This is a genomic window from Enterobacter sp. DNB-S2 (genome assembly GCF_019443845.1).
Classification (GTDB): Bacteria; Pseudomonadota; Gammaproteobacteria; order Enterobacterales; family Enterobacteriaceae; genus Enterobacter; species Enterobacter asburiae_B.
This window is the reverse complement of sequence record NZ_CP050520.1, coordinates 3631360-3656111: the sequence shown is the minus strand read 5'-3', so window position 1 is coordinate 3656111 and position 24752 is coordinate 3631360. Positions and strand designations below refer to the sequence as shown.

Below are 24752 nucleotides of genomic sequence, written 5' to 3'. Positions count from 1 at the left end.
TATGAGTGGCTTTAAGCGGTTACTTAAAAACTCTTTATCTAACATAATAAATGGCTTCTCAAATGTAATACTTGGAATAGTTATCTCTCCAGTTTTACTACACAATCTTTCAAAGGTAGATTTTTCGATTTGGTCCCTTACTCTTCAGGTCGGGGTTTTGATCGGAATTTTTGGAATTGGTCTTCAGGTGACGGTAGGGCGTTTTGTCGCCCTTCATTTAAATAACCCACAGAAACTTCAAAAGGCAATGCATCAGTCATTGCTTTTTGCGTTACTGCTCAACATGGTATGTTTGGTTGGAATATTTATTTTAGCAAAATTCTTTTTCTCATTTTTCCCTGAAGTTTCAGAAACCAACGCTAATGCTAAACTAATTCTTATATTAATTGGCAGTTCATTTGTCATTAATAACGTATTCTCACCCTTTGTTGGTTATTTTACTGGTATAGAGCGCAATGATATTACCGCTGGCATAAATATATTTTTTAAAGTGATTCTGGGTACGTCGATTCTGTTGCTTGTTCACCATGGTCTCGATGTTATTTCATGGGTTTATTTTGCAATAAACAGTTTTAATCAAATTGCATTTTATATTTTATATAAATTAAAAAATACATCGCAAAGAACAAAGTTATCGTTGGATAAGAATTTATTTCAAACAATAGTTGTCTTTTTCAGTGGGCTCTTAGTATGGAATATAGCCCAGTTCTTAATTTCCGGTATAGGCACCTTTACCGTCGGTAAATACTCATTTCAGGAACTAGCTGGTTTTGCCGTATTAATGACGCTTGTTAATGCTGGGGTGGGAATTTTGGGAGCCATGATTAATCCTATAATTCAACCTATGATAAGGATGCACAATCACGGGAATAACCAGCATGTTGAACTTTTGGTTAACAAACTTATCTTCATTTTCTCGATGATTGTCTTTATCGGTGTCTTTATTGCCTGGTTTGCTTCTGTGCATATCCTTGGCGTCTGGTTGGGCTATCAGCAAGCGACGAACCTGCACGTAATGTTTTCTTTGCTGCTTGCGGCTTATCTTATCCGAATGATTGCAGCGCCCTACGGGCTTATGTTAGTCGCCTACGGCAAACAATTATCAATCGCCTGGCTGCCGGTGCTCGAAGGACTATTGAACTTTGCGTTGTCGATTTTCTTTGTTCGTATCTATGGCGCGATTGGAATTGCCTATTCGACGTTTATTTCAGGCGTATTAATCATGGCGGTTTACGCATGCAAGTATCGGGCTGAAGCTGAGTATAAGTCAAAGCTGATATTTGTCTCGTTTCTGGTAATACCTGTGATGATAGCCATCTGCCTGGTCAGTCTGGTGATGACTCAGTCGGTAACTATCCATTGTGTTATTTATGGCATCCAGGTAGCTTTTATAGTTGTATTTACTGTCTTCATAATAAAACAAGTAAAAAGCATCAAGAATCTGTTAAATCAATACTAATATTGCTTAGGTGAAAGTGTGAAAAAAGTTGGGCTCGTTACTGTTTTGTTCAATTCTCCAGGTGTGCTGCCTGACTTTTATTCGAGTGTTGAAAAACAAAAATATCAGAACAAGCATCTTTATATTGTGGATAACAGTACAAATCAGGATTCTTTTAACTTAACGCAAGAAATTCTCTTGAGGAAAGACATAGAGTATACCTATATTAATAATGACGGAAACAATGTTGGGGTTGCGCAGGCCAACAACCAAGGCATTGAAGAAGCTTTAAAGGATGGGTGTGAGTATATATTACTCACTAATAACGACCTACTTTTTGAACAGGAAGATACCCTCAGCAAAATGATGAGTGTTGCTGAGGAGGGACAATACAAACTTGTTTCACCTGTAATATTCAGTTATCCAGAAAAAAAAGTCTGGTACGCAGGCGCTTTTTTTAATAAGAAAAAAGCTATTGCCCCTCATCTTTTTGAGGGAGCCGACTACGATGAAATTTACGCTAATATTCCAGAAGAGTGCGATTATGCACCAACATGTTTTTTACTTGTACATGCTTCGATGTTTGCCACTATAGGTATGATGGATGCTCGTTACTTTGCTTATTACGATGATACTGATTTTCTCTATCGTGCAAACATAGCTGGCAGCCGAGTTAGAATTATTAATGAACCTCTAGTGTTTCATAAGGTTAGTACTTCTACTGGGGGGGGGTTAAGTCTATTTGGTGCATATTATTTGACAAGGAACCGTATATTTTTCGCCAGAAAAAATATTGAAGCTCCTTATTATATTGTTAGCGTTTTCTTTACCATTGTTACCCGGTTGGTCTATCCACTTTGTCGCAAAACGCCATATAAAGTTTATAAGGCTTTTGTCAGGGGGATTATCGACGGACTAATGTTAAAAAAATAAATGACTAAGAGGTTAAGGTGAGCGAAATTTCCAGTAGCACACTTGTCAATAACTATAATTTATCTACAACTTTTATTGTCAAATCACTTGTTGGACTGTTATTAATTAATTCGCTTTTTAGTGGTGTTGACTTTTCTCAGATTGGGTTGATGAAAGGCCTTTCAAGTATTGCTGATTTTGGCCTGAAGATCATCCTTGTAATCGTATTGCTCCTACTTTTCAGGATTCGCAGTCTTAACCTTGCAAAGATACTCTTTTCTGCCTTTATCCTTCTCTTAGGTGCTGCGCTTGGTGCATTCTATCATGGTGCTGAATATGATAAAATCTTCGCACTTTTACTAAATATGCTCTTATGGTTTGTTATATTTAGTTATGCTAAAGAACTTGAAAGTAACTTTAATATATATCGTTTTAGTGTCAAGATATCAAGTTTATTTCTTGGCGTGGCGCTGATACTTTACATCATGGCGAAGTTTGGTTTTCATGTTAAAGTATTAGGTGGAGCTTGGTTATATGATGAAAACTTTCGATTTGCAGGCACTTTTGCAGAGCCAAGTTTAAATGGCTATTTTTATGGCCTAATGTTCTTGATGGTGATGTTGTCTAATCAAAAGTACAGACTAATCCTTGCGTGTATGTTTGCCATTACCACCTATATTTCAGGTGCTAAATTTTCATTCCTGATAATTCCAGTACTCCTTGGGCTAGTCTATTTTTTCAAGGTGAAGGGATTTTATAATTATACATACCAACTCATTCCGTTATCTTTTATTGTTCTTTTTGTCAGTCTTGCATTCATATATTATGACCTTTTTGCACTCATTGCAGCGAATTTGTCAAATTCTGCAACGATGACGTATGTAACTCGTCTAGGTTTCCCTATTGTCAGCATATGGCATCTTAGTGATTATCCACTTGGCAGTGGCGTATATGGTTTCAAGAGCACGCTATCACCTTTTATACATGACTATTGTCAGGCTCTTTCTGGTTTGGACGTAAACTGTAATGAGATGAGATCTTATTTATCTTCGTCGGATCCCAGTGCCTATGAAAGTTTTGCACCAAAAGATGTCTTAAGTTTTATTATTTTAAGTTTCGGCCTGCCGGGCTTGCTCATATTTGTCCTGGGTATATGTTTGTTGTCAGCCAGACTTAAAGCAAATAAGAATCACTTTATCATTCTAATGTATATTGTTGCTTCGATGCTCTTTACATTACCTTTTAGATTTATTCTATTTTATTCCTTCTTTATGTTTCAGTGTTACATCTATAGAATGCCGAGTAATAAATGATCTATATTAATGCGAGATTTTTGACTCAACGTAAAACTGGTGTACAGCAATATGCATTGGTACTATGTCGGGAACTCGTTAAACACGTTCCTGATATCTGTTTTTTGACACCGAAAACGGACCTCATTGATGAGAAATGGAGGAAGGAATTTAATATCCTTCAAATAGGAAATCGTAACGGTCACTTCTGGGAACAAATCGAATTACCTCGTTATCTAAGAAGCGTCGGTAGCCCGTTACTGCTCTGCTTCACTGGGTTATCACCTGCGTTTTACAAGAACTGTTACTTTACTATCCATGATATGTCATTGTACGCATATCCAAAGTGGTTTCGTTTCTTATACCGTGCTGTATACAAGGTTAACTATGCCATTCAGTCGAAAATTGCGAGAGGTATCTTTACGGTTAGTGACTTTTCAAAATCAGAGATAGAGAAATATCTGGCGGTTGATCCAGATAAGATCACTGTATTGCCAAACTCCGTAGATACATCTATTAACCTCAAGAATCATATTGCAAGCGAAGCGGTTAAGCATAAAGAGATTTTATTGGTTGGTACCTTAGAGCCGAGAAAAAATATCGAGTTTGTTATTAATGCTTTTTTGAATTCAAAAATCGAAGATTATAAACTCATCGTGGTGGGAGGGTTAGGGACAGCTTTCTCAAAAGTGACGTTTTCACAGCATGAGAACATTGTATTCTGTGGATATCTATCAGATGACGATTTAGAGTTAAAATACAGAGATGCTTCTATTTTTGTCTATCCGTCATTATATGAAGGTTTCGGACTTCCTCCTCTGGAAGCAATGCAACGCGGTTGTCCTGTAATGGCTTCTGACCGCGCAAGTATCCCTGAAGTTTGTGGCGATGCGGCATATTATTTTAATCCAGAGGACTCATTAGATTTTAGTTCTAAGTTACGTGAATTGATTGAAAATTATGATGAGCTCAGTCCTGTATTGATTCGCAATGGATATCATAGGTTAGAAAAATTTGACGTACGTGATGTTGCATCGAAACTTATGGATGTGATCTCTCAAAGGAATATTTGAATGAAGGTTTTACAGTTTAGCAAATTTTACCCTCCAGTACATGGTGGAATCGAACAGGTAGCATTCGATATAAGTGAAGGTATCGCAAAAAGTAATGACCAACCTGTTGATGTACTCTGTGTTGATCCAATTGGAGAAAGAAAAAATGACGACAAACTCCGTTATAAAGTTTACCGTCAGAAATTGTTTGCACAGCTTTTTTCGACACCGCTATCATTTTCCTTAATATCCCGATGGAGAGCAATAAGAAATAATTATGATGTTATCCATGTCCATCTTCCAAATCCACTGGCTGTTTTGGCACTCTTTTTATTCCCGCCCAAAGGTAAGATAGTTCTCCATTGGCACAGCGATATTGTTAAGCAAAAAAAATTATTGATGCTTTTTGCTCCGCTACAAAAATGGATTTTAGATAAGTGTACCAGCATTATCGTTACTAGCCCTGTGTATGGGCAGTCTTCTCCAACTTTACAGCCTTATCAGGATAAAATTGTTTGTATCCCAATTGGGGTTGATACCCGTGTTATGCCATTGAATGAGGAGCTTGAAAAAAGTATCAAGCAACGTTATCAAAATAAAAAGATAATTTTTTCTTTGGGGCGTCTTGTTTATTATAAGGGTATGGAATACCTGATTGATGCTGCGAAAGAACTTCCTGAAGATTACATTGTTCTTATTGGCGGTACTGGCCCATTGATTGATTCATTAATGCAAAAAATTGCTAATGATGGATTGTCAGATAAAGTAATTCTTCTTGGTAGTATCAATTATTCGGATTTGGCTTCTTATTATAAAGCATGTGACGTTTTTTGTCTGCCATCTATTCATGAATCTGAAGCTTTTGGTGTGGTTCAGTTAGAAGCTATGAGTTTCTCCAGACCGCTTGTGTCGACAAATATTCCACGAAGTGGTGTGGCCTGGGTTAATCAGCATAACGAGACTGGCATTGTTGTTGAGCCGAATGATGCTAAAGCACTTGCTAAAGGAATTGTTTCTGTTATTCAAAGCAGTGAGACATATAGTAAAGGCGCGAAAGCCAGATTTGATACTATGTTTACTAAAGAGTTGATGGTTAAGAATATAATTAATTTATATTCATCATTAAAGTGAGTTCAATCATGTCATTATTTCCTGTTGTTATGGCCGGGGGCTCCGGTAGTCGTTTATGGCCGCTTTCTCGTGTTCTCTATCCAAAACAATTTCTCTGTCTGGAAGGTGAACTGACAATGTTACAAGCGACAATTAACCGATTACAGGGCATTGAATGCGAAAGTCCCGTCGTCATTTGTAACGAACAGCACCGCTTTATCGTTGCCGAGCAATTGCGCCAGATGAATAAACTCACTGAGAATATCATCCTCGAACCGGTTGGTCGTAATACAGCTCCGGCGATAGCGTTGGCTGCACTTGCTGCAGTTCGTACCCAGCACGAGGGTAATGCGCTCATGCTGGTTCTGGCCGCCGATCACGTCATACAGGATGAAGAAGCTTTCCGTAATTCAGTTCGTAAGGCACTACCTTATGCTGAAAATGGAAAGCTTGTGACCTTTGGCATCGTCCCGCATAAACCAGAGACTGGCTATGGTTACATTTGTCGAGGTGTGCCATGCGTTGATGTTGAGCATGCAGATGCATTTGAGGTCGCGCAATTTGTTGAGAAACCTAATCTTGAAACGGCGGAAGCCTATGTTGCCTGCGGTGAATACTACTGGAATAGCGGGATGTTTCTCTTCCGCGCCGATCGCTATCTTGAGGAACTGAAAAAATATCGTCCGGATATTCTTAAGGCGTGCGAAAAGGCCATGAGCTCTATTGATCCTGACCTTAACTTTATTCGCGTTGACGAGGAAGCTTTCAGAGCTTGTCCTGATGAGTCGATTGATTATGCTGTGATGGAACAGACTTCAGATGCTGTTGTTGTGCCAATGGATGCTGGCTGGAGTGATGTCGGCTCATGGTCTTCGCTTTGGGATATTAGCCATAAGACTCCAGAGGGTAACGTCGTTACAGGTGACGTCTTGTCCTATAATACCGAAAATAGTTTCCTGTATTCTGAATCCGGGCTATTGACTACTGTTGGGGTGAAAGATTTGGTCGTTGTGCAGACCAAGGATGCTGTATTGATTGCCGATCGTAACGCCGTTCAGGATGTGAAGAAAATTGTCGAATCGATCAAAGCAGACGGCCGTCATGAACATCATACTCACCGCGAAGTTTATCGTCCCTGGGGTAAATATGACTCGATTGATACGGGAAGCCGCTATCAAGTTAAGCGATTGACCGTAAAGCCGGGCGAAGGTATCTCTCTTCAGATGCATCACCATCGTGCTGAGCATTGGATTGTCGTCGCAGGAACTGCACAAGTTACAATTAACGAGCAAACCAAACTCCTCGGTGAAAATGAGTCTATTTATATTCCTGTTGGAGCAACGCACTGTCTGGAGAACCCTGGAAAGATCCCTTTGGAATTGATTGAGGTTCGCTCAGGCTCTTATCTTGGAGAGGATGATATTGTACGTTTTGCTGACAGGTATGGTCGTGTTTGAGATTACGGTAAAATTATCATGGAAAAATTAACCTGTTTTAAAGCCTACGATATTCGCGGCAAGCTGGGCGAAGAGCTGAATGAAGACATCGCGTGGCGCATTGGCCGCGCGTACGGCGAATATTTAAAACCGCAGACCATTGTGCTGGGCGGCGACGTGCGTCTGACCAGTGAATCCCTCAAGCTGGCCCTGGCGAAAGGGCTGCAGGACGCGGGCGTGGACGTGCTGGATATCGGCCTTTCCGGGACCGAGGAGATTTACTTTGCCACCTTCCACCTGGGCGTGGACGGCGGTATCGAAGTGACGGCCAGCCACAACCCGATGGACTACAACGGGATGAAGCTGGTGCGCAAGGGCGCCCGTCCTATCAGCGGCGACACCGGCCTGCGCGACGTGCAGCGCCTGGCGGAAGCCAACGACTTCCCGCCGGTGAACGACGCGAAGCGCGGCAGCTACAAAAAAATCAACCTGCAGAAAGAGTACATCGACCACCTGCTGGGCTACATCAACGTGGCGAACCTCAAGCCGCTGAAGCTGGTCATCAACTCCGGTAACGGCGCGGCCGGCCCGGTGGTGGACGCGCTGGAAGCCCGCTTTAAGGCGCTGAACGTGCCGGTGACCTTCGTCAAGGTGCACAACACCCCGGACGGCAACTTCCCGAACGGTATTCCTAACCCGCTGCTGCCGGAGTGCCGCGACGACACCCGCAACGCGGTGATTGAGCACGGTGCGGACATGGGCATCGCCTTTGACGGCGACTTCGACCGCTGCTTCCTGTTCGACGAGAAAGGGCAGTTCATCGAGGGCTACTACATTGTCGGCCTGCTGGCGGAAGCGTTCCTTGAGAAAAACCCGGGCGCGAAAATCATTCATGACCCGCGCCTTTCCTGGAACACCGTCGACGTGGTCTCCGCGGCGGGCGGCACGCCGGTGATGTCCAAAACCGGCCACGCCTTCATCAAAGAGCGTATGCGCGAAGAAGACGCCATTTACGGCGGCGAGATGAGCGCCCACCACTACTTCCGTGATTTTGCCTACTGCGACAGCGGGATGATCCCGTGGCTGCTGGTGACCGAGCTGCTGTGCCTGAAGGGGCAGACGCTGGGCGAGCTGGTGCGCGACCGCATGGCGGCGTTCCCGGCGAGCGGGGAGATCAACAGCAAGCTGGCGCAGCCGGCCGAGGCCATTGCCCGCGTGGAGCAGCACTTTGCGATCCACGCGCTGGAAATTGACCGTACGGACGGCATCAGCATGGCGTTCCCGCAGTGGCGCTTTAACCTGCGCTCGTCCAACACCGAGCCGGTGGTGCGCCTGAACGTGGAGTCCCGTGCTGACACGGCGCTGATGGAAGAGAAAACGCAAGAAATTCTGGCTTTGCTCAGGAAGTGAGGGTCTGCCGCCGGCGTATTTCTGGCGGCTTGACTGTACCTGGATTGTGCAATCAGTGTGACATAGATCAGCAAAAGCTATTCATGTCACCTAATACTGAGTTAACATCTCAACCACATTTCAAGCCGCGCATAAGCCGTGGTGACCACACCTGACAGGAGTATGTAATGTCCAAGCAACAGATCGGCGTTGTCGGTATGGCAGTGATGGGGCGCAACCTGGCGCTCAACATCGAAAGCCGTGGTTATACCGTCTCCGTTTTCAACCGCTCCCGTGATAAGACCGAAGAAGTGATTGCCGAGAACCCAGGCAAGAAACTGGTTCCTTTCTATACGGTGAAAGAGTTCGTTGAATCTCTGGAAACGCCTCGTCGTATCCTGTTAATGGTGAAAGCAGGCGCAGGTACCGATGCAGCTATCGATTCCCTGAAGCCTTACCTTGAAAAAGGTGACATCATCATTGATGGCGGTAACACCTTCTTCCAGGACACCATTCGTCGTAACCGTGAGCTGTCTGCTGAAGGATTTAACTTCATTGGCACCGGTGTATCTGGTGGTGAAGAGGGCGCACTGAAGGGCCCATCCATCATGCCTGGTGGACAGAAAGAAGCATACGAACTGGTTGCGCCTATTCTGACTAAAATCGCTGCCGTTGCCGAAGATGGCGAGCCGTGTGTGACCTACATCGGTCCGGACGGTGCTGGTCACTATGTCAAAATGGTGCACAACGGCATCGAATACGGCGACATGCAGCTGATTGCTGAGGCTTATTCCCTGCTGAAAGGCGGTCTGAACCTTTCCAATGAAGAACTCGCGGAAACTTTCACCGAGTGGAACAAAGGCGAGCTGAACAGCTATCTGATCGACATCACCAAAGATATCTTCACGAAGAAAGATGAAGAGGGTAAATACCTGGTTGATGTGATTCTGGATGAAGCTGCGAACAAAGGTACCGGTAAATGGACCAGCCAGAGCTCTCTGGATTTGGGCGAACCGCTGTCTCTGATCACCGAATCCGTCTTCGCGCGTTACATCTCTTCCCTGAAAGAGCAGCGCGTCGCGGCATCTAAAGTGCTGTCTGGTCCGCAGGCTAAACCAGCGGGTGATAAAGCCGAATTCGTTGAAAAAGTGCGCCGTGCACTGTACCTGGGTAAAATCGTTTCTTACGCGCAGGGCTTCTCTCAGCTGCGTGCAGCGTCAGACGAGAACAACTGGGATCTGAACTACGGTGAGATCGCGAAGATCTTCCGCGCGGGTTGCATCATTCGTGCGCAGTTCCTGCAGAAAATCACCGATGCCTATGCTGAAAACGCCGGTATCGCCAACCTGCTGCTGGCACCGTACTTCAAGAAAATTGCGGATGAATATCAGCAGGCGCTGCGTGACGTGGTTGCCTACGCTGTCCAGAACGGTATCCCGGTTCCGACCTTCTCTGCTGCAGTAGCCTACTATGACAGCTACCGTGCTGCTGTGCTGCCAGCTAACCTGATTCAGGCACAGCGTGACTACTTCGGTGCGCATACTTACAAACGTACCGATAAAGAAGGCGTGTTCCATACCGAATGGATGGAATAAGTTAACTTACTCGCTGTAATCAAAACCCGGAGCTTGCCTCCGGGTTTTTTTATGCAAAAAGTGTCGCCTGTTATTCGAAGTAGTCTGAATCTCGCCCAGCTCGTAGTGATTACTCCTGGTTTGCCTTGACAGTTCAGTTTGCCAGGAGGTACAAAGCCCAACAGTTATGTTTATCGCGATGGTCTGGCGGCCATCAGTACAGTTAACTCACAGAAGTCATTAGCGAATGAAAATAACAATCTCCGGAACAGGGTATGTCGGTCTTTCTAACGGCATTCTGATTGCCCAGAATCATGAAGTGGTTGCGCTGGATATCGTGCAGGCCAAAGTGGATATGCTCAATCAGAAAAAATCGCCGATTGTGGATAAAGAAATCCAGGACTATCTCAGCAATAAATCGCTGAATTTCCGCGCCACAACAGATAAAGAAGATGCATACCGCAATGCGGATTACGTCATCATTGCGACGCCTACTGACTACGATCCTAAAACCAACTACTTCAACACCTCAACTGTAGAAGCGGTTATCAAAGACGTTATCGCGATTAACCCTGACGCGGTGATGGTTATTAAATCGACCATTCCTGTTGGGTTTACCAAATCTATTAAAGAAAAGTTCGGTATTGATAATATCTTCTTCTCGCCTGAATTCCTGCGTGAGGGGAGAGCGCTTTACGATAACCTGCATCCTTCGCGTATCGTCATTGGCGAACGTTCAGAGCGCGCTGAACGCTTTGCTGCGCTGCTTCAGGAAGGCGCAGTGAAGAAAGATATTCAGGTGCTGTTCACCGACTCCACCGAAGCTGAGGCGATTAAGCTCTTCGCGAATACCTACCTGGCAATGCGGGTAGCTTATTTCAATGAGCTGGACAGCTATGCAGAGAGTCTTGGCCTGAATACCCGCCAGATTATTGAAGGTGTGTGTCTCGACCCGCGTATTGGCAACCACTACAACAACCCGTCATTTGGCTACGGCGGCTATTGCCTGCCAAAAGATACTAAACAATTGCTGGCAAATTATCAGGCTGTGCCGAACAACCTCATTTCGGCGATTGTTGACGCTAACCGTACACGTAAAGATTTCATCTCCGATTCCATCCTTGCGCGTCAACCGAAAGTGGTCGGCGTATACCGTCTGATCATGAAGAGTGGCTCCGATAATTTCCGCGCCTCTTCCATTCAGGGGATCATGAAGCGCATTAAGGCGAAAGGGGTTGAGGTTGTAATCTATGAGCCTGCCATGCCGGACGATCAGTTCTTCAATTCCCGGGTGATCCGCGATCTGGATGCCTTTAAGAAAGAAGCCGATGTCATCATTTCAAACCGCATGGCGGAAGAGCTGGCTGACGTGGCGGATAAGGTTTATACCCGCGATCTGTTTGGTAGCGACTGATTCTCTGCGTTATTTTGTAAAAAACCCGGCTGAATTGCCGGGTTTTTTATTTTCAAACCTTGTAGAAATCGCGGTACCAGCCGACGAAGTTCTTCACCCCATCTTTAACCGAGGTTTGCGGTTTAAATCCGATCACCTCATAAAGCGCCTGGGTATCGGCACTGGTTTCCAGAACATCGCCTGGCTGAAGAGGTAGCATGTTTTTCTCTGCTTTTTTACCCAGCGCGTCTTCCAGGGCGGTAATGTAATCCATCAGTTCGACTGGCGAGCTGTTACCGATGTTGTAGACCCGGTAAGGCGCTGAGCTGGTCGCCGGGGAGCCGGTCTCAACGGTCCAGTTTGTGTCTGACTGAGGAATAACATCCTGCAGACGAATAATTGCTTCAGCGATGTCATCAATGTACGTGAAGTCGCGCTTCATCTTACCGTAGTTATAGACATCGATGCTTTTGCCTTCAATGATCGCCTTAGTAAACTTAAATAGCGCCATGTCCGGACGTCCCCACGGACCGTACACGGTGAAGAAGCGCAGGCCGGTGGTCGGCAAGTTGTACAGATGCGAATAGGTGTGCGACATCAGCTCATTGGCTTTTTTGGTCGCGGCATAGAGTGAGACCGGGTGATCCACGGAATCGTCAGTGGAGAAGGGCATCTTGCGGTTGAGGCCGTATACTGAGCTGGACGAGGCATAAAGCAGGTGCTGCACGTTATTATGGCGGCAGCCTTCCAGCACGTTGAGATGGCCGATAAGGTTGGCATCTGCATACGCGTGAGGGTTTTCAAGAGAGTAACGTACACCCGCCTGCGCGGCCAGATGAATCACACGATCAAACTTCTCACTGGCGAAAAGCGTGGCCATACCTTCCCGGTCAGCTAATTCCAGCTTGTGGAAGGTGAAACGCTCAGATATTAACAGTTCCAGGCGCGCCAGCTTCAGGTTGACATCGTAGTATTCATTGAGGTTATCGATACCAACAACCTGATGACCCGCCTCAAGGAGGCGTTTACTGACATTCGCACCGATAAAACCTGCAGCGCCCGTGACTAAAAATTTCATAGCTTCCCTCATAAACCCTATTCTATAGATGCCGTAACGCATCACATGGCGTCTATGATAGCGCGAAGGGTGTAAGTTACATAACCCATCTTTCCGATATTACTCATCGGATTCTTATAGAAAAATCGCCAGTAATGGATAAACTATACAAACAAAATTATGTTTGCCCTTTTTTTATCAGTTAGGGATTGTATGACGCAAAATAACAATAGCCAGGTCAGCCGAGGCAATGACCCGGAGCAAATTGATTTACTTGATTTAATGCTGCAGCTGTGGCGTGGGAAGTGGGTGATAGCCACCTTTGTTGTTGTTTGTATCGCCCTGGCAATTGGATATCTCTCTGTCGCAAAGGAAAAATGGACCTCAAGTGCGATTATTACGCAACCAGATGCGGCCCAGATTGCCAGTTATTCTAATGCATTGAACATCCTTTATGGTACCGCAGCACCTACAATGCTTGACAACCAAACGCGCGCTATCGGTCGTTTTAGCTCCTCATTCTCGGCGTTGTCGCAGGCGCTTGATAACCAGGCAGTGCCTGAAAAACTGACGATCGAGCCCACGGTTAAAGAGCAGCCGCTCCCATTAATAGTATCGTATACCAGTACATCTGCAGAAGCTGCGCAAAAGCAATTGGCACAGTTCATCCAGCAGGTAGATGAGCAAACGGCTAAAGAACTGGCCGCTGACCTTAATGACAACATCAAAGCGCAGATAAAGACCCTGAATGATTCCCTGCAAAACCAGGAGAAGGTCGCTCAGGAACAGAAAGATCTGCGTATCAAACAGATTGCTGAGGCACTCAAGAACGCTGAAGCAGCGAAAATTACCTCGCCGCGCCTCCAGCAAACCCAGGAGGTGACTCAGGAAACGATGTTCTTGCTGGGAAGTGAGGGGCTGAAATCCATGATTGACAACGAAGCTTCTCTCCCGTTGGTCTTTCCCAGAGCTTATTACCAGACCAGGCGAAATCTGCTGGACATCCAGAATCTGAGCGTTAACCCGGACACGATCCACGTTTACCGTTATGTCATGAAGCCGGAACTCCCTGTGCGTCGTGACAGCCCGAAAAAAGCAATTACTCTTATTCTTGCTGTACTGCTGGGCGGGTTGCTTGGTTCCGGTTTTGTGCTTGGCCGCAACGCATTGCGCAACTACAAACCCAAAGTCTGATTTGCAGATTAAAAAAAACCGGGGATATTCCCCGGTTTTTTTTATTTGTGACGTTTGCGAAGATTTTCAATCACCGCCGTCAAATCCAGCTCCTGATCCTGCAGCAGCACCAGCAGGTGATACATCAAATCAGACGCTTCATTCGTCAGCTCCTCGCGGTCATGCACGGTCGCGGCCAGTGCCGTCTCAACGCCTTCTTCACCTACCTTCTGTGCGATACGCTTGGTTCCGCTGGCGTACAGCTTCGCGGTGTAAGAACTTTCAGGATCCGCCGTTTTACGCTCTGCCAGCAGCTGTTCCAGTTGATACAGGAACAACCACTGGTGGCTCGCCTCGCCGAAGCAGCTGCTGGTGCCCTTATGGCAGGTTGGGCCGATTGGGTTTACCAGCACCAGCAGGGTGTCGTTATCGCAGTCAGGCGTTATGCTCACTGCATTCAGGAAATGACCCGAGGTCTCGCCTTTGGTCCACAGGCGCTGTTTCGTGCGCGAGTAGAAGGTCACTTTGCCGCTGGCGAGCGTTTTCGCCAGCGCGTCCTGATTCATATACCCCAGCATCAGCACTTCGCCTGAGACGGCATGCTGGACAACCACCGGCAGTAATCCGTCCGTTTTTTCCCAGTCCAGCTGCGCCTGTTGTTGCTCTGTTAACATACCCTGATCTCCACGCCCTGGTCGGCCAGGTACGTTTTTAACTCACCAATATTAATAATCTGCTTGTGGAACACGGAAGCGGCCAGCGCGCCGTCCACGTTCGCATCGCGGAAGGCTTCGAGAAAGTGTTCCATGGTGCCCGCGCCGCCGGAGGCAATCAGCGGAACGTGGCAGACCTCACGAACTTTTTTCAGCTGTTCGAGGTCATACCCGTTACGCACGCCGTCCTGATTCATCATGTTGAGGACAATCTCGCCAGCGCCACGCTTTTGCACTTCCTGCACCCAGTCGAGCGTTTCCCACTGCGTCACGCGCGTGCGGCTTTCATCCCCCGTGTACTGATTGACGTGATACTTGCCCGTTGCGGCGTCATACCAGGTGTCGATCCCGACCACAATACACTGCACGCCAAAACGATCGGCGAGGCGGGTAATGAGCTCCGGGTCGGCCAGGGCAGGGGAGTTAATCGAAATCTTGTCGGCGCCAAACGAGAGAATTTTGGCGGCGTCGTCAGCGGACTTAATTCCGCCCGCCACGCAGAACGGAATGTCGATCACTTCCGCCACGCGTTCCACCCAGCTTTTGTCGACCACGCGGCCATCGCTGGAGGCGGTGATGTCGTAAAAGACCAGCTCGTCGGCGCCTTCATCGGCATAGCGTTTTGCCAGCGGGACGATGTCTCCAATGATCTCGTGGTTGCGGAACTGCACGCCTTTCACGACCTGACCATCGCGTACGTCCAGGCAGGGGATTATCCGTTTTGCCAGCATTGAATAGCCTCCGTCACAGTAAATTTACCTTCCAGCAGAGCCCGGCCCACAATCACACCCTGCACACCGGTACCGCGCAGCGCGGCTACGTCGCCTATATCACCGATACCGCCGGAAGACTGGAACGCTATGTGCGGATAACGCGCACAAACCTCTTCATAAAGCGAGACGTTGGAGCCAGCCAGCGTGCCGTCGCGGGAGATGTCAGTGCATAACACGTGCTTCAGGCCAACGGGCAGATAGATATCAACCAGCTCTTCCAGCGTCACGCCGGAGTTTTCCTGCCAGCCGCTGACGGCCACCTGCTTGTTGCCCTGTTCGTCAATACGCACGTCCAGCGCCAGCACCAGAGCATCGGCGCCAAAGCGGCGGAACCAGCCCTTCACCGTCTCAGGATCTTTCACGGCGGTTGAACCTACCACCACGCGGGCCACGCCAGCGTCCAGCAGCGCCGCGACGTCATCTTCCGTACGCACGCCGCCGCCGACCTGGACGGGCACATCAACGCCCGCAACAAGTTGTTTTAGCAGCGGGATCTGGCGTTTCGCCGGATCTTTCGCGCCCGTCAAATCCACCAGGTGCAGTACCTGCGCACCCTGGGCGGCATAATCCTGCAGACGCGGCAGCGGGTCGTTTCCGTAGTCGCGCTGCTGGCCGTAATCGCCCTGATGCAGACGGACAACCGTACCGTCAATTAAATCTAACGCGGGAATAATCATCACATCTCCAGGAAGTTTTTCAGCAGCTGCGCGCCCGCGGCGCCAGAGCGCTCCGGGTGAAACTGTACGCCGAAGAAGTTGTCTTTCTGTACGGCCGCCGTAAACGCCTCGCCGTAGGTGCACTGGGCGATCGTATTCACGTTCACCGGCATGGCGTAGCTGTGGACGAAGTAAAAATACGCGCCGTCTTCGATGCCGCGAAACAGCCGGTCGCCCGCTTTGGCGTAAACGCGGTTCCAGCCCATATGCGGCAGAGGCAGGCCGCGATCGGTCATTTTCGGCACGTCTTCATCAATAATGCCCAGCAGGTCAACGCCGTTGCTCTCTTCGCTGCGGCGGCCCAGGATCTGCATGCCCAGACAAATACCCAGTACCGGTTGGGTACAGGCTTTGATCAGGTCGACCAGCTCGCGTTCGCGAATCTGATCCATCGCCGCCTGCGCGGTGCCCACGCCCGGTAAAAAGAGTTTGTCGGCGCGCAGCACCACGTCCGGGTCACGGCTTACCACCGGCTCATAGCCGTGGCGCGCAATGGCCGATTTCACGGAGTTCAGGTTGGCGCATCCGGTATCCAGAATGACCACGTTCATTACAGCACTCCTTTCGATGAAGGTAGGGCGTCACCTTCCACGCGAATTGCCTGGCGCAGGGTACGGCCAAAGGCTTTAAAGAGACTCTCCACGCGGTGGTGGTCGTTCTTGCCCTTGGTCTTCAGGTGCAGCGTCAGGCCCATGGTGTAGGACAAGGAGCGGAAGAAGTGCTCCACCATTTCGGTGCTCAGATCGCCCACGCGCTGGTAGGTGAAATCAGCTTTGTATTCCAGGTGCGGACGGCCGGAGATGTCCATCGCGCAGCGCGCCAGACACTCGTCCATCGGCAGGACAAAGCCGAAACGGTTAATGCCGCGCTTGTCGCCGAGCGCCAGCTTCAGGGCTTCACCCAGCGCCAGGCCGGTATCTTCCACGGTGTGGTGATCGTCAATGTAGAGATCGCCTTTTACCGTAATTTCCATGCGGAAACCGCCGTGGGTGGCAATCTGGTCCAGCATGTGATCGAAGAAACCGACGCCGGTGTGGATCTTGCTGCCGCCTTCACGGTCCAGCCAGACCTTCACGTCAATCTGCGTCTCTTTGGTGTTGCGCTCTACGTGGGAATAGCGGTCGCGCTTTGTCAGCTGCTCGCCAATCTTCGCCCAGTTCAGGTTGTTGCGGTCGTAGCGCAGCCCCGCGATGCCCATGTTTTCCGCCAGCGTGATATCGGTGATGCGATCGCCGATGACATAGCTGTTGGTTTTATCCAGCGCATCTTCAGCCAGGTAGCGCTCTACCAGCTTCACCTTTGGCTTACGGCAGTCGCACTCGTCGGCCGGCATGTGCGGGCAAATCAGCACGTCATCAAATACCACGCCCTGAGAGGTCAGCACCTGCATCATCAGATTATGCGGGCCGTCAAAGTCCGCCTGCGGGAAGCGGTCGGTACCCAGACCATCCTGGTTGGTGATCATCACCAGCTTAAAGCCTGCTTTTTGCAGCTTAAGCAGCACCGGGATCACGTCCGGTTCAAAAGCCAGCTTGTCGAATCGGTCGACCTGAAAATCGGCTGGTGGTTCCGAAATAAGGGTGCCGTCACGATCGATGAAAAGGATCTTCTGGGTCATACTTTCTCCGCTTTCAGGGCGTCAATCACGCGCTGGCTCTCTGCACGGGTGCCTACGGTAATGCGCAGGCACCCGCTCAGAGAAGGTTGTTTATTCTGGTCTCGTAAGATAATGCCCTGATCCCATAAAGATTTAAATACGGCACTGGAGGCGGTGAAGCGCACCAGGATGTAGTTAGTTTCCGAGTCGAATACCTGCTCCACGCAAGGGATATCCTTCAGGGCGGTCACCAGATACTGACGTTCCTCCAGAATTTGCGCCACGCGCTCGCGCATCGCGTTGATCCCCTGAGGCGTTAGCGCCTGTGCCGCAATATCGGCAACCGGCGTTGAGAGCGGGTACGGGGCGATCACTTTCAGCAGCAGGTCGATGACCTCTTTATTTGCCAGGGTGAATCCGCAGCGCAGACCCGCAAGGGCAAAGGCTTTCGACAGCGTACGCAGCACCACCAGGTGCGGATACTCTTCCAGCCAGCCTGCCAGCGTCGCCTGTGGGCAGAACTCGATGTAGGCTTCGTCGGCAACCACCAGCGCTTTACCGCGCGTCATTTCCAGCAAAGTGCGGATATCCTGCGGGTTGATAATCTGTCCGGTCGGGTTGTTCGGGCTACAGACAAATACCACTTTTACCCCATCGAGATTGTCGGCGATCCCCTGAAGATCCAGCTGCCAGTTCTCTAGCGCCTGCACGTTGCGACACGCTACGCCGAAGGTTTCCGCGCTGACGCTGTACATGCCGTAGGTAGGCTGGCAGTACATCACCGCGTCTTTGCCCGGCTCGCAGAAGGCGCGGATCAGCAGTTCAATGCCCTCATCCGCGCCGCGGCTGACCAGCACCTGCTCTGGCTTCACGCCCGCGTACTGCGCGTAGTTTTCAATAACGGCCTTTGGCTGACACTCCGGATAGCGGTTCAGCGTTTGCTGCGACAGTTCAAACTGCACCGCCGTCGGGAATTCGTTGGCGTTCAGCCAGACATCCCCTTTGCCGCCCAGACGACGCGCCGACTGGTAAGGCGTCAGGCGACGGACATTTTCGCGGGCTAACTCTTCAATGTTCATGCTTGCTCCTTCAGGGCTGCAACGCGCAGCGTAACGGCATTTTTGTGGGCGGTCAGCCGCTCGGCGGCAGCCAGGGTTTCAATAGTAGACGCCAGTGACGCAAACCCTTCGCGGGAGAGCTCCTGCACGGTCATGCGTTTCTGGAAATCCGCCAGGCCCAGGCTCGAACAGGTCGAGGTGTAGCCATACGTGGGCAGCACGTGGTTGGTGCCGGAGGCGTAATCGCCCGCGGACTCCGGTGACCAGTCGCCGAGGAACACCGAGCCCGCGCTGGTAATGCTGTCAACCAGATCGCGCGCGTTGCGGGTCTGAATGATCAGGTGCTCCGGGCCGTACTGGTTGGAGATGGTAATACACTGGTCCAGGTCGCGCGCCACAATCAGGCGGCTGGCCGCTAGCGCCTGACGTGCCGTGTCGGCGCGGGGCAGGTCGGCAAGCTGGCGCTCAACGGCTTCGCCCACGCGTTTCGCCATATCGGCATCCGGCGTCAGCAGGATGACCTGCGAGTCCGGGCCGTGTTCCGCCTGAGAAAGCAGGTCGGAGGCCACAAAGTCCGGCGTTGCGCCGCTGTCGGCAATCACCAGCACCTCAGACGGGCCGGCAGGCATATCGATGGCCGCGCCGTCCAGACGCTGGCTGACCTGGCGCTTGGCTTCGGTCACGTATGCATTGCCCGGGCCAAAAATTTTGTCGACCTTAGGAATGGATTCCGTGCCGAACGCCAGGGCCGAAATCGCCTGCGCGCCGCCCACTTTATAGACCGCCTGCACGCCGCAGAGCTTCGCCGCATAGAGGATCTCGTCGGCAATCGGTGGCGGTGAGCACAGCACCACTTTCTGACACCCGGCAATTCGCGCGGGTGTCGCCAGCATCAGTACGGTGGAGAAAAGCGGGGCAGAGCCGCCAGGGATATAGAGGCCAACGGATGCAACCGGGCGCGTGACCTGCTGACAACGCACGCCGGGCAGGGTTTCGACATCCACGGTCTGCAGCTTTTGCGCGGTGTGAAAGGTATCAATGTTTTTCACCGCGACGGCCATCGCCTGCTTGATGTCGTCACCCAGACGATTGCTGGCATCAATGATTTCCTGCTCGGTAACCTGTAATGCACCGACTTCCGTCTTGTCAAACTTCGCGCTGTATTCACGCAGCGCGTCATCGCCACGGGCTTTGACGTTATCCAGGATCTCCGCCACGGTACGTGAGATGCTCTCAGAGGCGGAAATCGCCGGGCGCATCAGCAGCTCGCGCTGCTGTGCGTCGCTACAGGTGTTCCAGTCGATGATTGTGTTAAAGCTCATGGCCATTACTCCATCATCTTCTCAATAGGCAGCACCAGGATGGAGCTTGCGCCCAGCGCCTTCAGTTTTTCCATGGTTTCCCAGAACAGGGTTTCGCTGCTCACCATGTGCATCGCCACGCGCTGCTGATCGCCCGCCAGCGGCAGGATGGTTGGACGCTCAGCGCCCGGCAGCAGGGCAATTACTTCATCCAGACGCTCGGTTGGGGCGTGCATCATGATGTATTTGGACTCACGCGCCTGAATCACGCCCTGAATGCGGGTCAGCAGCTTGTCGATCAGCTGCTGTTTGGCGTCGGCCATGTCGCCGTCGCGCTGAATCAGGCACGCTTTAGAGCGGTAGATCACTTCCACTTCGCGCAGACCGTTGGCTTCCAGCGTCGCGCCGGTAGAGACGAGGTCACAGATGGCGTCCGCCAGACCCGCACGCGGCGCCACTTCAACGGAGCCGTTCAGCAGGCAGGATTTAAACTGCACGCCTTTCTGGTCGAGATAACGCTTTAACAGGTGAGGGTAAGAGGTGGCGATACGTTTGCCGTTCAGCGCGGCCGGGCCGTCCCACGCTTCGTCAACCGGCGTAGCCAGCGACAGGCGGCAGCCGCCGAAGTCCAGACGACGGAGGGTGAAGTAACGCGGATCTTCACCCTGCGCGCGGCGGGTCAGCAGCTCTTCTTCCAGCACGTTTTCCCCGATAATGCCGAGGTCAACGACGCCATCCATGACCAGGCCGGGAATATCGTCATCACGCACGCGCAGAATGTCGATGGGCATGTTTTCAGCCAGAGCAATCAGGCGCTGGGTGTGCAGGTTAATTTTAATCCCGCAGCGGGCCAGCAGTTCGCGTGAGTCATCGCTCAAACGGCCTGATTTTTGAATAGCTATGCGTAAGCGTGAGTTATCTAACATTCTTTATTCCTCGTTAACCTGTTTTAACCTGCCTGAATTTGGTCCAAAAAAAACCCCCCGGAAGAAGATCTTCCGGGGGCTTTTTCATGCGTTCATGCACCACTGGAAGATCCAAACGTCTTCCAGCACACATCGCCTGAAAGACTAGTCAGGATGATGGTGATGATGGTGGTGTTTAAATTGAACGCGTGTCATATAAATTCTCGATGAATGCTTATTCATTTGATGTCTTTTAACCTAAACCAGTTGTACGACATATTGCAAGGGCTTTTTTTGATCATTAATTCATTTCATATTGATGCTATGAATTGTGTGTTCTGCCGGGCTGGCGTAGCCTTATAAAAGACGAGTGAGAGTCAGGAGAATTCGCATGAAAAAGGTCGCGATTGTCGGTTTAGGATGGCTGGGAATGCCGCTGGCGATGTCATTAGCCGCGAAAGGCTGGCAGGTGACCGGGAGCAAAACCACGGCGGATGGGGTAGAGGCAGCGCGCATGTGCGGTATTGATGGAGTTGAGCTGCGCCTTGAACCGGAGCTGGTGTGTGATGCTGACGATCTGGACACGCTGATGAACGTCGATGCGCTGGTGATCACGCTCCCCGCGCGGCGCAGTGGCCCGGGCGAGTCGTTTTATCTGCAGGCGATGCAGGAGATCGTCGACAGCGCGCTGGCGCACCATGTTCCGCGCATCATTTTTACCAGCTCGACGTCGGTGTATGGCGAAGTTGAGGGCGTGGTGAAAGAGAGTTCCGAGCGCCGTCCCGTGACGGCGAGCGGTCAGGTTCTGAAAGAGCTGGAAGACTGGCTGCATAATCTTCCCGGCACGCAGGTCGATATTGTCCGTCTGGCGGGGCTGGTGGGTCCAGGCCGCCATCCGGGACGCTTTTTTGCCGGTAAGTCTGCGCCAGACGGCCAGCATGTCGTCAATCTTGTGCATCTTGACGATGTTGTTGCTGCGATTGAGCTACTCTTACAGGCTCCGAAAGGTGGACACATCTATAATATATGTGCACCTTCTCATCCGGCACGCAGCACGTTTTACCCGCTGATGGCACGTCAGCTGGGCCTGGCTCCGCCGGTTTTTGGTGAGGCAAAGGATGACAGCAAAGGCAAAGTTGTTGATGGCAATCGCATTTGTCATGAGCTGGGGTTTGAGTATCAGTATCCCGATCCGCTGGTGATGCCCATGGAATAAGACCCGCAGCGGAGACGATCGCGCACCAGAAGGGGGCGAGCATGAAACCGCTGCTGGATGTTCTTATTATTCTGGATGCCCTTGAAAAAGAGGGGAGCTTTGCCGCTGCGTCAGCAAAGCTCTACAAAACCCCATCTGCGTTGAGCTATACCGTTCAAAAACTGGAAAGCGATCTCAATATCCAGATCCTCGATCGCACCGGGCACCGCGCACGTTTCACCCGTACCGGACAGATGCTGCTGGAAAAAGGCCGTGAAGTCCTCCATACCGTTCGTGAACTCGAAAAACAGGCCGTAAAGCTTCATCAGGGTTGGGAAAACGAGCTGGTTATTGGCGTAGATGATACTTTTCCGTTTTCTCTCCTGACGCCGCTGATTGAAGCCTTTTATCAACACCACAGCGTGACCCGGCTTATCTTTATCAACGGCGTGCTGGGTGGCTCCTGGGATGCCTTAACGCAGGGCAGGGCGGATATCTTTGTCGGTGCACTCCATGAGCCTCCCCAGCTGAGTGATTTTGGTTTTGCCCGGCTGGGCGTACTGGAGCAGGTATTTGCCGTAGCGCCCCATCATCCTCTGGCTCAGGAGCCAGAGCCTGTTAACCGTCGCGTGATTAAAGGCTACCGCGCCATCGTGGTCGGGGACAGCTCTCGTCCGGAATGTGCGGTCTCCTCGCAGCTGCTGGATGAGCAGGAGGCCATTACCGTTTTCGACTTTAAAACCAAGCTGGAACTGCAAATAAGCGGCCTGGGCTGCGGCTATTTACCGCGCTATCTGGCGCAGCGGTTTATTGACAGCGGCGCGCTTGTTGAAAAACAGGTACTTGCTCAAAGCAGTAATGAATCGGTGTGGGTAGGCTGGAATGAACAAACTGCCGGGCTTGCAAGCGCCTGGTGGCGAGACGAGATTTTAGCAAATAGTGCTATCGCCGCCGTTTACTCTCAGCCCGACGTCCAGAAATCAGCCAGTTAGTAAAAAGAAAATTGTCCCATGCTTTGCAAAGTATTGCCTTTTGTATCCGATGTGGGGCAAAATGCGGCCGCTGCAACCAAATGAATAATCGACGATATAAAAGGCGTCGGTTATTTTTTTTTGCATGTACGAAACGAAACTAAAAACCAAGAGGCCGGGCTTCGTACCGGATAGATATTTACTAAAATCCGACAGTTGTTGTCGCTGAGGAAGAAAGAAATGGGGCAATTTTTCGCTTACGTGGCGGTTATCACCGTAAAGGAGAATAACTATGTCGCATAACGCAACTCCAAACACCTCTCGCGTGGAATTACGTAAAACGCTTACGTTGATTCCGGTTGTTATGATGGGCCTTGCCTATATGCAACCGATGACGCTGTTCGATACATTCGGTATCGTATCAGGCCTCACAGACGGTCATGTGCCGACGGCTTATGGCTTCGCGCTGATTGCGATCCTCTTTACCGCGCTGAGCTACGGTAAACTGGTGCGTCGCTATCCGTCTGCTGGTTCCGCCTACACCTATGCCCAGAAATCCATCAGCCCGACTGTTGGCTTTATGGTGGGCTGGTCTTCGCTGCTCGACTACCTGTTCGCGCCGATGATCAACATTCTGCTGGCAAAAATTTATTTTGAAGCGCTGGTGCCGTCGATTCCATCCTGGATGTTCGTCGTGGCGCTGGTGGCCTTTATGACCGCCTTTAACCTGCGCAGCATTAAGTCCGTTGCCAACTTTAACTCCGTTATCGTTGTGCTTCAGGTTGTCCTGATTGCCGTTATTCTTGGCATGGTGATTTACGGTGTGTTCCACGGCGAAGGCGCCGGCACTCTGGCGAGCAGCAAGCCGTTCTGGTCTGGTGATGCCCATGTGATCCCGATGATTACCGGGGCAACCATTCTGTGCTTCTCCTTTACCGGTTTTGACGGCATCAGCAACCTGTCTGAAGAAACGAAAGACGCAGAGCGCGTGATCCCTCGCGCCATCTTCCTGACGGCGCTGATTGGCGGTCTGATCTTTATTTTCTCGACCTATTTCCTGCAGCTGTACTTCCCGGATATCTCCCGCTTCAAGGATCCGGATGCGTCTCAGCCGGAAATCATGCTCTATGTGGCGGGTAAAGCGTTCCAGGTTGGCGCGCTGATCTTCTCCACCATTACCGTACTGGCGTCCGGTATGGCCGCGCATGCAGGCGTTGCGCGTCTGATGTACGTGATGGGCCGCGATGGCGTATTCCCGAAAAGCTTCTTCGGCTACGTTCATCCAACCTGGCGTACCCCGGCGATGAACATCATCCTGGTCGGTGCCATTGCGCTTCTGGCGATTAACTTTGACCTGGTGATGGCAACGGCGCTGATTAACTTCGGTGCGCTGGTGGCGTTCACCTTTGTTAACCTGTCGGTTATCTCTCAGTTCTGGATCCGTGAAAAGCGTAACAAGACGCTGAAAGATCACTTCCAGTATCTGTTCCTGCCGATGTGCGGTGCCCTGACCGTGGGCGCGCTGTGGGTTAACCTGGAAGAGAGCTCTATGGTGCTTGGCCTGATTTGGGCGGGTATCGGCCTGATTTACCTGGCCTGCGTCACGAAGAGCTTCCGTAACCCGGTTCCGCAGTACGAAGACGTCGCGTAATGACTTGCCGGGTGGCGCTAGCGCTTGCCCGGCCTACAAAACGACG

At 50.4% G+C, this 24752-nt stretch carries 24 protein-coding genes and 1 other annotated feature; of the genes, 14 read left to right on the top strand and 10 right to left on the bottom strand.

The genetic code is table 11. The features are described from left to right. The first annotated feature begins 1 nt into the window (after position 1). From HB664_RS17565 to ugd, 9 genes are all read left to right on the top strand, one after another. Positions 2 to 1459: a flippase gene (locus HB664_RS17565; protein ID WP_219939899.1), complete on the top strand. Its 1458-nt coding sequence runs from the start codon at positions 2 to 4 to the stop codon at positions 1457 to 1459. 18 nt (positions 1460 to 1477) lie between these two features. Continuing rightward, positions 1478 to 2371: a glycosyltransferase family 2 protein gene (locus HB664_RS17560; protein ID WP_039262635.1), complete on the top strand. Its 894-nt coding sequence runs from the start codon at positions 1478 to 1480 to the stop codon at positions 2369 to 2371. Between the two features lie 17 nt (positions 2372 to 2388). Then, positions 2389 to 3663, top strand: coding sequence for an oligosaccharide repeat unit polymerase (locus HB664_RS17555; protein WP_143346776.1), 1275 nt, complete (start codon positions 2389 to 2391; stop codon positions 3661 to 3663). Then, positions 3660 to 4715 (top strand): glycosyltransferase family 1 protein, encoded by a 1056-nt coding sequence (locus HB664_RS17550; RefSeq protein ID WP_039262632.1) that lies wholly within the window; start codon positions 3660 to 3662, stop codon positions 4713 to 4715. The genes HB664_RS17555 and HB664_RS17550 overlap by 4 nt, the downstream gene beginning before the upstream one ends. Beyond that, positions 4716 to 5825: a glycosyltransferase gene (locus tag HB664_RS17545; RefSeq protein ID WP_143346777.1), complete on the top strand. Its 1110-nt coding sequence runs from the start codon at positions 4716 to 4718 to the stop codon at positions 5823 to 5825. An 8-nt stretch (positions 5826 to 5833) separates the two neighbouring features. Next, a complete protein-coding gene (gene cpsB, locus HB664_RS17540; RefSeq protein WP_039262644.1) occupies positions 5834 to 7261 on the top strand; it encodes a mannose-1-phosphate guanyltransferase in 1428 nt (475 codons plus the stop codon). Between the two features lie 18 nt (positions 7262 to 7279). Next, on the top strand, positions 7280 to 8650 hold the full coding sequence (cpsG, locus tag HB664_RS17535; protein WP_055703382.1) for a colanic acid biosynthesis phosphomannomutase CpsG: 1371 nt from the start codon (positions 7280 to 7282) through the stop codon (positions 8648 to 8650). A gap of 167 nt (positions 8651 to 8817) precedes the next feature. After that, positions 8818 to 10224 carry an NADP-dependent phosphogluconate dehydrogenase gene (gene gndA / locus HB664_RS17530; RefSeq protein WP_028013772.1) on the top strand — a complete coding sequence of 469 codons (1407 nt, stop codon included), beginning with the start codon at positions 8818 to 8820 and terminating at the stop codon, positions 10222 to 10224. Positions 10225 to 10450: 226 nt separating this feature from the next. Further along, positions 10451 to 11617 (top strand): UDP-glucose 6-dehydrogenase, encoded by a 1167-nt coding sequence (gene ugd / locus HB664_RS17525; protein WP_039263831.1) that lies wholly within the window; start codon positions 10451 to 10453, stop codon positions 11615 to 11617. A 52-nt stretch (positions 11618 to 11669) separates the two neighbouring features. Here ugd and HB664_RS17520 read toward each other — a convergent pair whose 3' ends face one another. Further along, positions 11670 to 12674 (bottom strand): NAD-dependent epimerase, encoded by a 1005-nt coding sequence (locus HB664_RS17520; RefSeq protein ID WP_219939898.1) that lies wholly within the window; start codon positions 12672 to 12674, stop codon positions 11670 to 11672. 192 nt (positions 12675 to 12866) lie between these two features. Between HB664_RS17520 and wzzB the strand changes: the two genes are divergently transcribed. Beyond that, positions 12867 to 13847, top strand: coding sequence for an LPS O-antigen chain length determinant protein WzzB (gene wzzB / locus HB664_RS17515; RefSeq protein ID WP_219939897.1), 981 nt, complete (start codon positions 12867 to 12869; stop codon positions 13845 to 13847). Positions 13848 to 13888: 41 nt separating this feature from the next. On the opposite strand, the gene hisIE is transcribed toward wzzB, so the two are convergent. The 9 genes from hisIE to hisL form a co-directional block, all read right to left on the bottom strand. After that, complete coding sequence (hisIE, locus tag HB664_RS17510) at positions 13889 to 14500, bottom strand: bifunctional phosphoribosyl-AMP cyclohydrolase/phosphoribosyl-ATP diphosphatase HisIE (RefSeq protein ID WP_219939896.1); 612 nt, start codon at positions 14498 to 14500, stop codon at positions 13889 to 13891. Next, on the bottom strand, positions 14494 to 15270 hold the full coding sequence (gene hisF / locus HB664_RS17505) for an imidazole glycerol phosphate synthase subunit HisF (protein WP_111966136.1): 777 nt from the start codon (positions 15268 to 15270) through the stop codon (positions 14494 to 14496). Before hisF ends, hisIE begins: the two co-directional genes overlap by 7 nt. Continuing rightward, on the bottom strand, positions 15252 to 15989 hold the full coding sequence (hisA, locus tag HB664_RS17500) for a 1-(5-phosphoribosyl)-5-[(5-phosphoribosylamino)methylideneamino]imidazole-4-carboxamide isomerase (RefSeq protein WP_219939895.1): 738 nt from the start codon (positions 15987 to 15989) through the stop codon (positions 15252 to 15254). Before hisA ends, hisF begins: the two co-directional genes overlap by 19 nt. Further along, entirely contained in the window at positions 15989 to 16579 is a 591-nt protein-coding gene (gene hisH / locus HB664_RS17495) for an imidazole glycerol phosphate synthase subunit HisH (protein WP_032636077.1), read from the bottom strand. The genes hisA and hisH overlap by 1 nt, the downstream gene beginning before the upstream one ends. Then, on the bottom strand, positions 16579 to 17646 hold the full coding sequence (hisB, locus tag HB664_RS17490; protein ID WP_219939894.1) for a bifunctional histidinol-phosphatase/imidazoleglycerol-phosphate dehydratase HisB: 1068 nt from the start codon (positions 17644 to 17646) through the stop codon (positions 16579 to 16581). Before hisB ends, hisH begins: the two co-directional genes overlap by 1 nt. Beyond that, on the bottom strand, positions 17643 to 18704 hold the full coding sequence (gene hisC, locus HB664_RS17485) for a histidinol-phosphate transaminase (RefSeq protein ID WP_032658765.1): 1062 nt from the start codon (positions 18702 to 18704) through the stop codon (positions 17643 to 17645). Before hisC ends, hisB begins: the two co-directional genes overlap by 4 nt. After that, entirely contained in the window at positions 18701 to 20005 is a 1305-nt protein-coding gene (gene hisD / locus HB664_RS17480; RefSeq protein WP_033146555.1) for a histidinol dehydrogenase, read from the bottom strand. Before hisD ends, hisC begins: the two co-directional genes overlap by 4 nt. Positions 20006 to 20010: 5 nt before the next feature. Further along, complete coding sequence (hisG, locus tag HB664_RS17475) at positions 20011 to 20910, bottom strand: ATP phosphoribosyltransferase (RefSeq protein ID WP_028018500.1); 900 nt, start codon at positions 20908 to 20910, stop codon at positions 20011 to 20013. A 45-nt stretch (positions 20911 to 20955) separates the two neighbouring features. Next, positions 20956 to 21079, bottom strand: a sequence feature (His leader region). Further along, complete coding sequence (gene hisL / locus HB664_RS17470; protein WP_001364200.1) at positions 21055 to 21105, bottom strand: his operon leader peptide; 51 nt, start codon at positions 21103 to 21105, stop codon at positions 21055 to 21057. Its footprint overlaps the feature before it by 25 nt. 175 nt (positions 21106 to 21280) lie before the next feature. Here hisL and HB664_RS17465 point away from each other — a divergent pair, with 175 nt between their 5' ends. The 4 genes from HB664_RS17465 to plaP all read left to right on the top strand — a co-directional run bounded on the left by HB664_RS17465 (position 21281) and on the right by plaP (position 24706). Further along, entirely contained in the window at positions 21281 to 22105 is an 825-nt protein-coding gene (locus tag HB664_RS17465) for an SDR family oxidoreductase (RefSeq protein ID WP_039263825.1), read from the top strand. A 41-nt stretch (positions 22106 to 22146) separates the two neighbouring features. Further along, positions 22147 to 23076, top strand: a complete 930-nt coding sequence (locus HB664_RS17460; RefSeq protein ID WP_219939893.1) for a LysR substrate-binding domain-containing protein — start codon at positions 22147 to 22149, stop codon at positions 23074 to 23076. 219 nt (positions 23077 to 23295) lie between these two features. Then, complete coding sequence (yoeI, locus tag HB664_RS17455) at positions 23296 to 23358, top strand: membrane protein YoeI (RefSeq protein WP_099458931.1); 63 nt, start codon at positions 23296 to 23298, stop codon at positions 23356 to 23358. Further along, on the top strand, positions 23348 to 24706 hold the full coding sequence (gene plaP / locus HB664_RS17450; protein ID WP_023312362.1) for a putrescine/proton symporter PlaP: 1359 nt from the start codon (positions 23348 to 23350) through the stop codon (positions 24704 to 24706). The genes yoeI and plaP overlap by 11 nt, the downstream gene beginning before the upstream one ends. Positions 24707 to 24752: the final 46 nt, after the last annotated feature.

Bases quoted from the DNA above. Each gene is read 5' to 3' on its own strand.
- HB664_RS17565 (WP_219939899.1), top strand. From the start codon at position 2: ATGAGTGGCTTTAAGCGGTTACTTAAAAACTCTTTATCTAACATAATA.
- HB664_RS17550 (WP_039262632.1), top strand. From the start codon at position 3,660: ATGATCTATATTAATGCGAGATTTTTGACTCAACGTAAAACTGGTGTA.
- HB664_RS17545 (WP_143346777.1), top strand. From the start codon at position 4,716: ATGAAGGTTTTACAGTTTAGCAAATTTTACCCTCCAGTACATGGTGGA.
- cpsB (WP_039262644.1), top strand. From the start codon at position 5,834: ATGTCATTATTTCCTGTTGTTATGGCCGGGGGCTCCGGTAGTCGTTTA.
- cpsG (WP_055703382.1), top strand. From the start codon at position 7,280: ATGGAAAAATTAACCTGTTTTAAAGCCTACGATATTCGCGGCAAGCTG.
- gndA (WP_028013772.1), top strand. From the start codon at position 8,818: ATGTCCAAGCAACAGATCGGCGTTGTCGGTATGGCAGTGATGGGGCGC.
- ugd (WP_039263831.1), top strand. From the start codon at position 10,451: ATGAAAATAACAATCTCCGGAACAGGGTATGTCGGTCTTTCTAACGGC.
- HB664_RS17520 (WP_219939898.1), bottom strand. From the start codon at position 12,674: ATGAAATTTTTAGTCACGGGCGCTGCAGGTTTTATCGGTGCGAATGTC.
- wzzB (WP_219939897.1), top strand. From the start codon at position 12,867: ATGACGCAAAATAACAATAGCCAGGTCAGCCGAGGCAATGACCCGGAG.
- hisIE (WP_219939896.1), bottom strand. From the start codon at position 14,500: ATGTTAACAGAGCAACAACAGGCGCAGCTGGACTGGGAAAAAACGGAC.
- hisF (WP_111966136.1), bottom strand. From the start codon at position 15,270: ATGCTGGCAAAACGGATAATCCCCTGCCTGGACGTACGCGATGGTCAG.
- hisA (WP_219939895.1), bottom strand. From the start codon at position 15,989: ATGATTATTCCCGCGTTAGATTTAATTGACGGTACGGTTGTCCGTCTG.
- hisH (WP_032636077.1), bottom strand. From the start codon at position 16,579: ATGAACGTGGTCATTCTGGATACCGGATGCGCCAACCTGAACTCCGTG.
- hisB (WP_219939894.1), bottom strand. From the start codon at position 17,646: ATGACCCAGAAGATCCTTTTCATCGATCGTGACGGCACCCTTATTTCG.
- hisC (WP_032658765.1), bottom strand. From the start codon at position 18,704: ATGAACATTGAAGAGTTAGCCCGCGAAAATGTCCGTCGCCTGACGCCT.
- hisD (WP_033146555.1), bottom strand. From the start codon at position 20,005: ATGAGCTTTAACACAATCATCGACTGGAACACCTGTAGCGACGCACAG.
- hisG (WP_028018500.1), bottom strand. From the start codon at position 20,910: ATGTTAGATAACTCACGCTTACGCATAGCTATTCAAAAATCAGGCCGT.
- HB664_RS17465 (WP_039263825.1), top strand. From the start codon at position 21,281: ATGAAAAAGGTCGCGATTGTCGGTTTAGGATGGCTGGGAATGCCGCTG.
- HB664_RS17460 (WP_219939893.1), top strand. From the start codon at position 22,147: ATGAAACCGCTGCTGGATGTTCTTATTATTCTGGATGCCCTTGAAAAA.
- plaP (WP_023312362.1), top strand. From the start codon at position 23,348: ATGTCGCATAACGCAACTCCAAACACCTCTCGCGTGGAATTACGTAAA.